A 13882-nucleotide genomic window follows, 5' to 3' on the forward strand; every position below is an offset into this window, starting at 1 on the left:
TTTATCAAATGTATAAAAAAATATGGACAAGAACAGGTTCGTCTTATTGGCGAGCCGTGCTTAGACTTACATCAATTATGAAACTTATTGCGTTTCTGATCGTAGTAAATATCCATGCTGCTGTGGCCATAGGCTATAGCCAACGGATTACGATGAACAAAAAACAAATTCCTCTTCATGAAGCATTTCGCGAAATCCGAAAGCAAACCGGATACAATATCATTGCCAACACGCAGTTGTTGAAAGATGCGCGTCCTGTTGATCTAATTTTGACCAATGTGACCCTGCAAGAAGCATTGGAAAAATGTCTTTCTGGACAGTCCTTGGCCTATAAAATGATGGGCAAAAACATCATTATCAAACCCATTGAATACCGTGCAGAAGCAGTGCAACAGCCTATCCGTGGCGTTGTACGTGATCAGCAGGGGACACCTATCGCCGGGGTATCAATCGCTGTGAAGGAGAATCCGACCAAAGCAACCAAAACCGATAGCAATGGTGCCTTCTCAATTGAAGCAACAAAGGGAACAACCTTGGTTATATCCTCTGTCGGGATGGAGAAAAAAGAAGTGCTAATCGCTGATCAAAAGACCTTGGAAGTTGTATTAAGTACATCTGATACAGGGCTAGAGGAAGTCGTGGTTGTCGGTTATGGTACACAGAAAAAGGGGGATGTCACCGGAGCGATCGGTTCGGTGAATTCGTCGACCATCGAGCGGGCTGCGACACCCAACGCTGCTGGCGCTTTGCAGGGGCAAGTACCGGGGGTTGTGGTCACAAAAAATGCAGGAAAACCGGGCGGTGGTTATAATATCAATATACGGGGTGTAAGCTCCATCGGTGGATCAAATGAACCGCTGTTCGTTATTGATGGAATTCCATCTAACGGAGGATTGGGGGACCTGAATCCGGCAGATATCGAAAAAATAGACGTTTTGAAAGATGCATCTGCGACAGCAATCTACGGTTCCCGAGGAGCGAAAGGCGTAGTTATCGTGACAACAAAACGGGGTAAGAGTGGTACAACGTCTATTTCATACGATGGATACATCGGAACACGTACACCGACCAACCTACCGACGATGTTTGATGGACCTGCTTATGTCAAGTTTCGATCAGAAATGTTCAAAGCACAGGGAAGATCCGTTGAACGGGATAATGCTGCCTTCTTTACACCTGAACAATGGAAACGCATCGATGCCGGTGATTATACCGACTGGCCATCACTGATCTTAGAAAACGGTTTGCAAATGAACCATAATGTGTCGGCAAGTGGTGGTGATGAAAAAACACAATTCTCCATTGGTGCCGGTCTGTTACATGAACAAGGGAATGTTGCGCCGGAGAGTTTTAAAAGATACAGTTTGCGTGGTAATATCGACCGAGCTATCAACGATAAGTGGAAGGCTGGGTTGAACATGTATATGACGCAAAATTTACAAGACATCGGAAGTTCTGAGGCCTTACGATCATCTTATCGTCTGCCACCGGTCGCCGCCGCTTATGATGAAAACGGCGAACGTATTTTCCGTGTGTATGGTACAGATGCAGTGACCAACCCAATGTTTGACCAAGAAAATGAAATTCGTCAATCGCGCGGCTTCCGCGCATTCGGTAACCTCTATTTGCAGGTCAAGCCAATGGAGCAATTGACATTGAAATCATCGATTTCTCCAAGTTATACAGGTAAACGTACTGGCTATTATTTTGGCCCACTTTCTAAGGAGCGCTTGGGGGGAAGTTTGCCGACACAGGGTAATAATGCCACTAGTGAACAGTTTACTTGGGTCATGGACAATCAAGCAACGTATGAGACTAAGATCAATGTGCATAAGATTACAGCAACAGTATTGCAAAGTATGCAGAAAGACCGTAATGAGACAAATATGCTGACCTCCGAAGGCTTGCCTTACGAATCGTTATGGTATAATTTAGCAACGGGACCTACCGTACGTGAGTATGGATCGGGCTTTACCCAGTCTACCTTGGTATCATTTATGGGACGGGTCAATTATAGTTTTGATGATCGCTACCTGTTGACTGCAACCGGACGATGGGACGGTTCTTCGCGTTTGGCTGATGGCAATAAATGGGGCTTTTTTCCTTCGGCATCTTTTGCGTGGCGTCTTTCCAAAGAAACTTTCTTGGCCGATGTTGCCGCTATTAACGATTTGAAACTTCGGGTAAGTTACGGTGTCAGCGGTAATGATCGGGTAGACCCTTATAAAACGCAAGCCGCTTTAGCACAAAGCTATTATGATTTTGGTGGTATCGCAGCACCGGGTTACGCTCCGAGTCAGTTGCCTAATAAAAACTTGACTTGGGAAAAAACGGGTGAGTTTAATGTTGGTTTGGATTTTTCGTTTGTACAGGGACGTATCACAGGTAATGTGGATGTCTATGACAGAAAAATAGATAATATTTTGCTGAGCCGCCTGTTGCCGGCACCAAGTGGATGGGAGTCTATTACCGATAACATTGGTAAATTAGAGAATAAAGGTATTGAGGTTGGATTAAGTACAATCAACATCACGAAAGGGAAATTTTCTTGGCGCACGGATTTTGTATTTGACAAAAATAAAAACAAAATATTGGAGTTGAGCGGCGGAAAACGTGACGATATCGGTAACAGCCTGTTTATCGGCCAGCCGGTACAGGTCAACTACGATTATGTATTTGATGGCATTTGGCAAACAAATGAAAGCGATGCTGCAGCAAAATATAACCAAAAGCCGGGTCAGATTCGAGTTAAAGACATTGATGGTAATGGTATTATCAATGCCAATGACCGTCAAATTATTGGAAAACGGGTGCCCGATTGGACCGGTTCCATTGGCAATACATTCCGGTATGGGGATGTTGATCTTTACTTTTTACTGTATACACGCCAAGGTGAACAATTCAACAGTTCATTCGATGCAACTTTAATGAACTATAACTCACCTTACAATCAGGTAGAAATTGACTATTGGACGGCCGAAAATCCAAGCCAGGTGCATTTTCAACCCGGTAATCCTGGCCCGTATGCAGGTATAGCCAACTATCGGAAGGTCAATTTTGTACGCGTAGGCAATATTACCCTGGGATACCGGTTGCCATCATCTCTGGCAAAGAAACTAGGTATTCAAAACCTAAGAGTATACGCGACTGCGACGAATCCGTTTACATTTAGTAAATATGAAGGTTTCGATCCCGAATGGCCAAGCCAAAACAGTTATGGAACAGCCATCAGCGCGGCTTCCTATCTTTTTGGACTTAACCTATCCTTTTAATTATAAACCTTATGACGATGAAAAAGATAGTATATCCTCTGATTTTAGCGCTTTGCGCAGGATCTGTGAGTTCCTGCAACAAGTTTCTGGAGGAGAAAAATATTGCTGGTATTACAGCTGAAAACTACTATAAGGATACGGCTGGATTTGAGTCACTGGTACGGTCCTGTTATGGCTCTTTACGGAGTATTTATGATATAAACCCGAGTTTATTTGAATATGGTACAGACATCATGACACGTGGTGAAATCGAGGCGGTAAGTGGTACGGTAGGGGATTTAGTGATTCGTGCCACTGGATTAAATGAGTACAAGACACTAGCATCCAATAATTCGGCCGTAGATAAACTGTTCGCTTCAGCATTTGCAGGTATACAACGTTGTAATACCGCAATCAACAAAGCCTCCGGTATCCCCGATTTAACAGATGCCATGCGCAATAAACGCCTCGCGGAAGTTCGTTTTATACGCGCCTATTACTATTATTTACTAGTCGAAAATTACGGCAATGTGCCGATTGTCGAAGAGGAGATCAATACAGCCATCACGCATTTCGATCCAAAATCAGAAGCAGAGGTGTATAATTTTATCATTGCAGATTTGCAACAATCGATTCAATCTGCCGATATAACGGCAAGCGAATTTGGACGTGTTACACGCGATGCTGCCAAACATTTGTTGGCACTTGTATACCTCACCAAAGGGTATAAGAGTTTTGGTTCGAACGAGGACTTTACAGCATCAGCGAAATTGGCCGAAGAAGTGATCGGTGCTGGTACCTATGCGCTTTTGCCGACTTTTGAGGCTGTCTTCGATCCGAAAAACCAACAAAATAAGGAAATTTTGTTTTCGGTTCAATACGATAAGACAAGCCTCAAACCTTCCTTGGGGACAGGTAATGGACAAAATGTGCTTTTTGGGTGGCGTGTCTGGCGTGAACCTGGATTTTTTGAAGAAACATCAGTGTACAACCGTAGGTTGTCTGATTTTATGCCTACACAATTTCTGTACACACTTTTCGATACGAAAAAAGACGCACGGTATGATGGCACGTTTCTGAGTTCTTTCTTTGCGACAAAAGATGATATGATGGGGGGACAACCGATCAAAAAAGGAGACCTACGTTTCTATTTTCCTTATCCGGATCAGCCATTTTCCAGAGAAGATTCAATAGCGATGAAAACCACAAATCCAAATGTGGAAATTATTCGATTCAATCGATGGAAGCAAGATTTTGACGGTATCGGTGGCGCAATTAAATTTCCGATGGTCAATAAATTTTTTGATCCAAATGCGACTGCTTTTGGTAACTCGGAAAACAACCATCGAAGCACGCGCGATATATTTATCTTTCGGCTATCGGAAACTTATCTGATTGCAGCCGAAGCGTATTTTAAATTGAACAAATTAACTGATGCGGCACAAAAACTCAATGTGGTACGTGGGCGAGCGGCCAAACCAGGACAGAGTCTAGCGATTACAGCAGCCGATGTTACTTTGGATTTCATTCTGGATGAAAGAGCCAGAGAACAAGTCGGTGAATACAAAAGATGGCTTGATCTAAAGCGGACCAAAAAGTTAAACCGTGCTTTCGAACATAATTTGTTGACGAAGATGGCCAATCCAGGAGGTGTTTCAGATACGTATTATCTACGACCAATACCGCAAACGGTCATCGATAGAGATACGGAAAAATATCCGCAAAATCCGGGTTATTAACATTTAGATTTCTAGGCTATCAATTGTAGAATAGCCTAGAAAATTTTTAGGAAAACAACAGACATAGATCGAATGACTAATCCCGCTCCATCGAATATAGCAACCATCTTTAATCCGATATTGACACATTATCAATTGAGTAAGAACTATCCGATACAGGCTGCCGGAACAATCACGACCATAGACCATCAGTAGGCGAAAGCTTTTATAAGTAAGAAGGTTGTTATAATAAAGAAATAGTGATGTTTACAACAAAATCAATATTAAGTTGGCTCTTGTTGCTAGCTCCATTTTTTGTCCAGGGGCAGACGCAAGGGCATTACGATGCCATTTATTCAGGGGTGCCTTGGATCGACGCGCAAGGAAAAACGGTGAGCGCACGCGGTGCTTGTATCATCAAAGAAAAGGACACTTATTTTCTGTTTGGTGAATATAAAACGGACTCAGCCAATGTATTCAATGGCTTTTCCTGCTACTCCTCCAAAGATCTGTCGAGTTGGCGATTTGAAAGTATGGCACTTCCGGTGCAGCCCATAGGGAAGCTAGGACCGAATCGTGTTGGCGAACGCCCCAAGGTAATGCGCTCACCGACAACCGGAGAATTCATTATGTATATGCATGTAGATTCGCTTAACTACAAAGATCAATTCGTTGGTTATGCTACAGCAAGCAACATTACAGGGCCTTATCAATTCCAAGGACCTTTGCTTTATGAGGGACAGCCTATTCGAAAATGGGATATAGGGAGCTTTCAGGATGATGATGGCCGAGGATATATTTTGATCCATGGAGGAGAAATTTACCAATTGGGTGCGGATTATAAACATGTCGAAAAGAAACTGAATGCGGCGATGGTGTCTGGTTTTGAATCACCGGCCATGCTCAAAAAGGACGGTCTATATTATTTACTGGGCTCTAATTTGACAAGTTGGGAACGTAATGATAATTATTATTATACCTCGCGGTCCTTGGCTGGACCTTGGGAAAAACAGGGATTGTTTGCTCCTGAAGGCTCTTTGACCTGGAATTCACAATGTACTTTTGTGTTGCCGATTCATGGCACAAAAACGACAACGTGGATGTATATGGGCGATCGTTGGTCTTTTCCTAAGCAAAACTCGGCAGCGACCTATGTATGGCAACCACTGTCTTTTGAAGGCAATAGGTTACGATTACCTACTTTTTATGACGCTTGGACGCTTGATTTGCAGACAGGAGTCTATCGCGTGTCAAAACCAGGGGATGAATCGATCGACTTGACAACGGCAAAACAGGTTACCCGTAAAGGTAATTGGAAGCAGGACAGTTTGCAAACGATCAGCTCAGATCAGCGCGGTGATCAGTTGACCATGAGCTTTCATGGTCGGGCAGTAGTTTTATATGGACTTTCTAGACCGACAGGGGGCTATGCAAAAGTGACGCTTGAAAACAAAAATGGCCTGCATATACTAACCTCTATTGTGGATATGTATGCACTTGTGCCTAATGCGGCAATTAAGTTTACCAGTCCGCAATTGAAAGAAGATACCTATACAATAACCATAACAGTGATGGGCGAACGGGGCAACTGGTCGGATAAACGAAAAAGAAGTTATGGGAGCAAAGGATTTGACGTATCCTTACAGCAAGCTTTTGTACGCAAATAAATACGAATATTACAGTAAATAAAAACGATTCCTAATATGAAATACCTCCTTTTTATCCTATTTGCATGTTTAAGTTTTTTGCAGCTGGATGCAAAAAACGGGTTTAAGTTGATCGACGGAAAAAAATCCGCAAGTTTGGTTTATACTGGTCATGAGCCTGTGGTTCGGACAGCAATAGATTTATTGATCGACGATTCGAAAGAAGTTGCGGGTACTGCATTTACCGAATTGAACCGTTTGGTTGATGGCTCTATTGTCGTGGGGACTTATGGGCAGGAACGCAATTTTGATGATTTTTTAGCTCAAAATAAAGTCGATCTATCGGGGATAAAGGGGAAATGGGAAGCGTTTCAACTGCAATTGATAGAAAGCGGAACTAAAAATATATTACTGGTGATCGGTAGCGATGCGCGAGGTACAGCCTATGGGGTACTGGAGATTTCGCGGATGATGGGTGTTTCGCCATGGAAATGGTGGGCCGATGTCAAACCGGAAAAGAAAACACAGTTGTCCTTACCTCAGGGCTATAAAGATATACAGTCTCCATCTGTACAATATCGGGGCATCTTTCTGAATGACGAGGATTGGGGGTTGAATCCCTGGAGTAGCCAGACCTTTGAACCCGATGCAAAAATCAGGGCAGACGTCCCGCAGGATAAAATGCAGAAAATGCATACGATAGGTCCGCGTACCTATGCGAAGATATTTGAGTTGCTGTTGCGTCTGCGTGCCAATACGATTTGGCCCGCTATGCATGAGGTGACCGTTCCTTTTTATTTTGTGCAAGGCAACCGGGAGATTGCAGAGAAATATGGCATATCCATAGGATCGGCCCATAACGAACCATTGGCAAGAAATAGTGCGACCGAATGGGATATTGTCGGTGAGGGGCCTTATAACTACCTGACGAATAAGGCTAATATTATCGCGTATTGGGAGACAAGGCTCAAAGAACTAAAAAATTCCAATAATATATTTACGATGGGGATGCGGGGTAAGCATGATGGTCAGATGGAAGGTGTCAAGACAACGGAGCAATATCGCATCGCCATTGACAGTGTCTTGAAGGATCAGACAGTTTTGTTGCGTAAATATATTGCGCAGGATCCTGCACAGATACCACAGGTGGTCATTCCGTACAAAGAGATATTGGATGTATACAATGCAGGAATGCATGTTCCCGATTATGTCACCTTGATGTGGTGTGATGATAATTATGGTTACCTCACGCATTTTCCAAATGCGAAGGAAAAGAAACGGGCTGGGGGAAATGGGGTATATTACCATATTTCCTATTGGGGGCGGCCACACGATTATCTGTGGCTATCCACGATGAGTCCGGCCTTGATTCATCATCAAATGAATCAGGCTTATCAGCATGATGCGAAAAAAATGTGGATTGTCAATGTAGGAGATATCAAACCCGGTGAATACCAGACGGAATTGTTTCTTGATATGGCTTGGGATATCGACAAGGTAAATCAAGATGGCGTCGAGAAGCACCTGAAACAGTGGCTGAGCCGCAAATTTGGAACAGTAGCGGCAGGTAAATTAACCCCGTTGATGATCGAATATTATCGGTTGGCACATATTCGCAAACCTGAATTCTTGGGCAATACCCGTACCGAAGAAAAAGACACCACTTATTTGATGGTCAAAGATCTTCCTTGGAGTGAACATGAAATCAATGAACGCTTGCAGGCCTATGGACTTTTGGAACACGGGATAATGGAGATTGAAAAATCCATCAACAAGGACCAAGCCGATGCTTTTTTCGAACTAATTAAGTATCCGGTATTGGGTGCTGCAGAAATGAATAAAAAACTCTTATATGCACAATTGGCTCGGCATGAAAAATCACCTTGGTCGAAAAGTCATGCCGCCTACGACCGGATTGCCGTGATGACACAGCAATATAATGCCTTACAAGGTGGCAAATGGAACCGTATGATGGACTTTAAACCACGTAATTTGACTGTTTTTGATCGTGTAAAAGAGACAAAGGTGACGACGGATCTTCCTACATTTCGCCAGCCTTTGGCTATATGGAACGGTAGCGATTTTAAAGGGGAATTGCAAGCTTTTCCGGGTTTGGGCTATGGAGGTAAGGCCGCTGGGTTGACGCAGGGAAAAAAGGTGTATGCCGATCTTGGTCAATTAAAGGGCGATTCCATAACCGTCGAAATCCATCTGTTGCCCAACCATCCAATCGATAATGAACATCTTCGGGCCGCTGTGGGACTTCAGGGGGGAGAGCAACAGATATTTACCTATAAGACAGTGGGCCGTAGTGAAGAGTGGAAAGAGAATGTATTACGCAATCAGGCGATCCGTGTGCTTCGACTTCCTGTTGAAGCAAACGGCGATACAATAGTGGAACTGGAAGCGTTGGATGAGGGCGTCGTGGTAGATCAGATGTTTGTATATAAATAGTTTAGGAAAAAAAAACTTCGATTTCAAGCCTCATCCTTTGCGATCGGCACTGTCAAGTGAGTAGCCAAAGGTATGAGGACAACCATTTCCTTTTAAAGACCTATGGCTTAAAACAAGAGTTATTTAGTAATTAATTACACCAAGCTAAATTTATACAATATCGGTGCTTCTTAAAACAATCTGGTAAGAATTATACTTCTAACTGTAATATTGGTAGTTAATTCAGTAATTTATATACAAAGAACAAATTTTTTTGAAGCATATTTGTATAATGGTGATTAAAAAAGGAAGGTAACGATCCCTAAATACATTCCTTTTATAAGCGAAAAAGTTATGACATTTATTTAGAGATAATCATGGCAACTATAAATCTAAAAATCAACGGCAATAAACATAGGCTGGATGTCGATCCATCGACACCTTTATTATGGGTTTTACGTGAGCATTTAAATCTTGTCGGTACCAAATACGGTTGTGGAGTTGCGGCTTGTGGTGCCTGTGTTGTGCATCTGGATGGTGAAGCTGTACGTTCATGTGTGACGAAAATAAATCGGGCGGCGGATAAAGAGGTGATCACAATCGAAGGTATTTCTGAAAAGGGAGATCATCCTTTGCAGCAAGCATGGGAACAGATTGACGTCCCGCAATGTGGGTACTGTCAGTCCGGTCAGATCATGTCTGCGGCGGTGCTGTTACGGGAAATCCCCAATCCAACAGACGAAGATATTGATCTGGCAATGGCCGGTAATATCTGTCGATGCGGTACCTATCTCCGGATCCGTAAGGCCATACATTTGGCTGCAGAGATTCAGCAAGGGACGAAGTAGAAACTTGAGCAAAATATTCTGGTTATGAGATATAACACCCGAGATAAAAAAGAAAAGCGGCCCTATCACATAGTGGCTGCATTAGCTGTTTTGGCGATTATAATGACATTCATGGTTTCGATCGCTGCAAATTCCAGATCAACAGCATTAAGTGCAGAGGACGAGAAGATTAACGATTTTTTAAAGCCTGACAGCGTGAAATCCGTTGCGGCATTTTCCAAAGTTTACAGCGTGTTGATCAGTCCCCGATGTGTAAATTGTCATCCGGCGGGCGATGTGCCTTTACAGGGGGATGACAGCCATTTACATACGATGTTTCCACAGCGAGGGAAGGATGGGAAAGGAATCCTGACGATGAAATGTACCAATTGTCATCAGCCTGAAAATACGCCAGGCACGCATACCCCTCCGGGTAGCGCTAATTGGCACCTTCCTCCAGCAGACATGAAAATGGTCTTCGAGGGAAAGAGTCCACGGGAGCTCGCAAAACAAATCATGGATCCAACAAAAAACGGAAATAAAGATATGAAGGCGTTAATAGCCCATGCCGACGACGAGCTGGTAAAATGGGGCTGGCAACCGGGGGAAGGGCGGACATTACCACCATTAAGCCATAAAGAGTTTAAGGAAGCCTGGATTACCTGGTTAAAAAATGGTGCTTATGCACCTTCGAATTAATTTTTCAATGTTGCAGATTAGAAAGGTAAGATATGACCAGCGCTAATAACAATATGGGAAGAAGATCCTTCCTGAAAGTCGCCCTACTTGCTGGAGGCGGTATGATCCTGCATTTTCATTGGCCAGCCGCAGCAGAAGCTACAGGCATAGAGGTCGGCGATATAGCAGAAGAATCGTACGAATTAAATAGTTATATCAAGATCAGCAAAGATGGCATAGTCACCCTATTCAATCCCAATCCAGAATTTGGGCAGAATGTAAAAACCTCCATGCCCATGATCCTGGCAGAAGAACTTGATGTCGCATGGGATCAGGTTGTCGTCGAACAGGCCGATTTTTATCCCGAGCGATTCAAAAGGCAATTTACCGGCGGTAGTCAGTCGATACGGCAAGGCTGGTCGCCACTGCGTACGGCAGGCGCCACAGCCAGGCAGATGCTCATCTTAGCGGCAGCAGCACAATGGAATGTCCCATCCGATGAAATTACTACGCAGCAAGGGATTTTGCACCATAAACAAACAGGGAAAAAGGGGAGCTATGCAGAATTTGCTTCCGCTGCGGCCAAGATTCCAGTGCCCGAAAACGTAAAATTAAAGGCAGTAAAAGATTTCAGCATTGTCGGTACCTCCAAGAAAAACGTTGAGCTGAACAACATACTGACAGGCAAACCGCTGTTCGGTATGGATTATAAAACTGAGGGGATGCTGATCGCCATGATTGTGCATCCACCGGCATTTGGGCTACAGCTAAAATCAATGGATGATCGCGAGGCTAAGTCAATGCCCGGTATCAAATCAATTTTTGTGATTGACTCCCTCACAGGAGATATCGTACAGAACTCTTTTGATACGACCAGTTTTACGCGTTTTGCTGTTGTTGTAGGCAATAGTACCTGGGAAGTCATGCAAGCCAAGAAAGCATTGAAGCTGGAATGGGAACAAGAACCCGGGCGTACTTTTAAAATAGGAAGTCCGCGACAAGCAAATGCAAAAATGACCGACGCGACCTACCCTGCAGGTTTAGAGAGCAGTGATGTGCACCGCAGGCAAATGGAAGAGTTTTCTAAAAAGCCAGGCAAAATACTCCGAAAAGATGGAGATCCCGAGGGAGCGTTTAAAATTGCTTCTAGGATCATCGAGCGCACCTATACAGCACCGTTCCTAGCACATAATACCATGGAGCCCGTCAACTGCTTTGCTCATGTCACGTTAGACAGCGCTACATTATATGGCCCCTTGCAGGCTCCTGAGTTTACGGTCGGTACTTTATCCAAGCGTCTTGGTTTGCCAAAAGAAAAGATACGGATCAATCTTGCACGGATGGGCGGAGGTTTTGGCCGCCGCGCGTATGGACATCATTTTATAGAGGCGGCTGTAATCTCCAAACATCTGAACGCACCGATCAAGCTTGTTTATACACGCGAAGATGAAATGACAGCCGGAATCTATCGTCCTACCTACAGTGCGACCTATCGGGCAGCTTTGGATAAAGACAATAAATTGCTGGCGCTTCACATCAAGGCAGGAGGGATCCCCGAGACACCCATTCATGCGGATCGTTTTCCGGCCGGTGCAATCGACAATTACCTCGCCGAAGGCTGGCAGATTCCGTCTAATATCACCATCGGCGCATTCCGTGCTCCGCGGTCGAATTTTATTGCTGCCGCTGAGCAATCTTTTCTCGATGAACTCGCCATGGAAATGAAGAAAGATCCCATTGATTTTCGACTCGAATTATTGGAAAAGGCGAAAACGAATCCAGTGGGCAAACGCAATGACTACGACGCCAGTCGTTATGCTGGGGTCCTGGAACTGGTTCGTGAAAAATCGAACTGGGGTAAAACAGCACCGGGTGTTCATCGTGGTGTGTCCGCTTATTTTTGCCACAACTCGTATGTTGCACAGGTCGTGGACCTTGTCGTTAGCAATAATGAACCAAAGGTCGAAAAGGTGGTGGCTGCTATAGATTGTGGAATTGTGGTGAACAGGGATGCAGCGACCAACATGGCCGAAGGTGCGATTGTTGACGGGATCGGAAATGCGCTTTATGGCGAGCTTCCGTTTAAAGATGGAGTCCCGCAGAAGAATAACTTTACAACCTATCGGCTTATACGGATGAATGAAGCTCCGCAGCAAATTGAAATACATTTTGTAGAAAATGAACAGGATCCAACCGGATTGGGCGAACCACCGTTTCCGCCCACATTTGGGGCGGTAGCCAATGCATTGTATCAAGCTACAGGAAAACGTTTTTACAATCAGCCCTTCATTAATCAGTTGACGTCAGTATAGGCTGGATTTTTTAAGCTTTTTTGACATATCCTTATAATAGGAACTGACATGAAATTTTTCTATAATTTATAAATCAGGAATTTGCTGATCGTTCATTGGTCGAGCCAATGAACGATATTAAGCAGAAATTGTGCATTTTGGTAAGCAGAAGGATGGTTCATTCCCCTTTTTTTACTTTTGATGCCATGGAGTTGTGCCGAAAAAGGAGCACCGTCCCCGAATAGCACAATTCTTCCTTTGCCAAACCGAAGATAAGCACCATTTGCAAATCCTCTGCCCGGTATCCGGGGAATATCATCTGGAATGGGCCTTTTTATCTGATTAGCATCGCTTGGTAGATAAATCTCATATTCTTCGTTCAACAACGAGATAATATGTGCGGTTGCAGGGACTGTAAATCCCGTACCGCCCCAGCACATTATACTGTCTATTTCTTTACCTGATCCAGCTGTGATTTCATTGGGCAAAAGTGTTTTTCTATCTCTTGAAAAAATTTCGGGCTGCCCATCTTTGCGTAGGGCAAAGCCATTAATAACATGAATGCCGAATACAGCGGCAAGAGCTTGTATAGAACCACCACAGGGCATATGGTCTGTGACCAGAAATAAGTTTCCTCCGTCAAATACCCATTGACGGAGGAGATCGATTTCCTGATCAGTAAAAGCCGAACGGGCCGGCAGGCTCCAGTTTTCTGGATCATATAACGCATTTACGCTGATGAATATTTTTGCCTCCTTCAGCCCCTCAAAACTAATTTTCTCTTTGGTACTTCGGAGGCTATATCCGTCAGCTTGTAAGAGATCTGAAAAGGGAGCATAAGCTCCTCGCAACGTAACCGGATTGTTGTGTGCTTCGTCAAATAGGAGCAGAGGCCCATTACCGACCCGATGGTACGGATCGGTAATGGGATAATGAAACTGTTCATCAGCTACCTGCTGCGCCTTTAGTTGTGCTATACCCATCAGTATAATGGATAAGCAGCCAATCATCCTTTTCATACTATTTCTTTCTGTGATT

General features: G+C 44.0%; 9 protein-coding genes. 8 read left to right on the forward strand and 1 reads right to left on the reverse strand.

The features are described from left to right. Positions 1 to 77 precede the first annotated feature (77 nt). From B4A24_RS21100 to B4A24_RS21135, 8 genes are all read left to right on the forward strand, one after another. The gene (locus tag B4A24_RS21100) at positions 78 to 3272 is read left to right on the forward strand and encodes a TonB-dependent receptor (protein WP_293946945.1); all 3195 of its coding nucleotides are present in this window, start codon (positions 78 to 80) and stop codon (positions 3270 to 3272) included. 17 nt (positions 3273 to 3289) lie between these two features. Continuing rightward, positions 3290 to 4990: a RagB/SusD family nutrient uptake outer membrane protein gene (locus tag B4A24_RS21105; protein WP_293946946.1), complete on the forward strand. Its 1701-nt coding sequence runs from the start codon at positions 3290 to 3292 to the stop codon at positions 4988 to 4990. A gap of 72 nt (positions 4991 to 5062) precedes the next feature. Next, positions 5063 to 5185, forward strand: coding sequence for a hypothetical protein (locus B4A24_RS21110; RefSeq protein WP_293946947.1), 123 nt, complete (start codon positions 5063 to 5065; stop codon positions 5183 to 5185). Positions 5186 to 5232: 47 nt separating this feature from the next. Further along, on the forward strand, positions 5233 to 6636 hold the full coding sequence (locus tag B4A24_RS21115; protein ID WP_293946948.1) for a family 43 glycosylhydrolase: 1404 nt from the start codon (positions 5233 to 5235) through the stop codon (positions 6634 to 6636). 36 nt (positions 6637 to 6672) lie between these two features. Then, a complete protein-coding gene (locus B4A24_RS21120) occupies positions 6673 to 9069 on the forward strand; it encodes a glycosyl hydrolase 115 family protein (RefSeq protein WP_293946949.1) in 2397 nt (798 codons plus the stop codon). A gap of 356 nt (positions 9070 to 9425) precedes the next feature. Then, complete coding sequence (locus B4A24_RS21125) at positions 9426 to 9896, forward strand: (2Fe-2S)-binding protein (protein WP_293946950.1); 471 nt, start codon at positions 9426 to 9428, stop codon at positions 9894 to 9896. Positions 9897 to 9920: 24 nt separating this feature from the next. Next, positions 9921 to 10574, forward strand: a complete 654-nt coding sequence (locus B4A24_RS21130) for a hypothetical protein (RefSeq protein WP_293946951.1) — start codon at positions 9921 to 9923, stop codon at positions 10572 to 10574. 53 nt (positions 10575 to 10627) lie between these two features. Further along, the gene (locus B4A24_RS21135; RefSeq protein ID WP_293946952.1) at positions 10628 to 12865 is read left to right on the forward strand and encodes a xanthine dehydrogenase family protein molybdopterin-binding subunit; all 2238 of its coding nucleotides are present in this window, start codon (positions 10628 to 10630) and stop codon (positions 12863 to 12865) included. A 92-nt stretch (positions 12866 to 12957) separates the two neighbouring features. Here the strand turns inward: B4A24_RS21135 and B4A24_RS21140 are convergent, their stop codons facing one another. Further along, entirely contained in the window at positions 12958 to 13863 is a 906-nt protein-coding gene (locus B4A24_RS21140; protein WP_293946953.1) for a hypothetical protein, read from the reverse strand. Positions 13864 to 13882: the final 19 nt, after the last annotated feature.

The sequence above is a fragment of the Sphingobacterium sp. UBA7249 genome (assembly GCF_002472835.1).
Lineage (GTDB): Bacteria > Bacteroidota > Bacteroidia > Sphingobacteriales > Sphingobacteriaceae > Sphingobacterium > Sphingobacterium prati.

What these genes read in the sequence shown, in the direction of transcription:
- B4A24_RS21100 (WP_293946945.1), top strand. Translation starts at nt 78, where the DNA reads ATGAAACTTATTGCGTTTCTGATCGTAGTAAATATCCATGCTGCTGTG.
- B4A24_RS21105 (WP_293946946.1), top strand. Translation starts at nt 3,290, where the DNA reads ATGAAAAAGATAGTATATCCTCTGATTTTAGCGCTTTGCGCAGGATCT.
- B4A24_RS21110 (WP_293946947.1), top strand. Translation starts at nt 5,063, where the DNA reads ATGACTAATCCCGCTCCATCGAATATAGCAACCATCTTTAATCCGATA.
- B4A24_RS21115 (WP_293946948.1), top strand. Translation starts at nt 5,233, where the DNA reads ATGTTTACAACAAAATCAATATTAAGTTGGCTCTTGTTGCTAGCTCCA.
- B4A24_RS21120 (WP_293946949.1), top strand. Translation starts at nt 6,673, where the DNA reads ATGAAATACCTCCTTTTTATCCTATTTGCATGTTTAAGTTTTTTGCAG.
- B4A24_RS21125 (WP_293946950.1), top strand. Translation starts at nt 9,426, where the DNA reads ATGGCAACTATAAATCTAAAAATCAACGGCAATAAACATAGGCTGGAT.
- B4A24_RS21130 (WP_293946951.1), top strand. Translation starts at nt 9,921, where the DNA reads ATGAGATATAACACCCGAGATAAAAAAGAAAAGCGGCCCTATCACATA.
- B4A24_RS21135 (WP_293946952.1), top strand. Translation starts at nt 10,628, where the DNA reads ATGGGAAGAAGATCCTTCCTGAAAGTCGCCCTACTTGCTGGAGGCGGT.
- B4A24_RS21140 (WP_293946953.1), bottom strand. Translation starts at nt 13,863, where the DNA reads ATGAAAAGGATGATTGGCTGCTTATCCATTATACTGATGGGTATAGCA.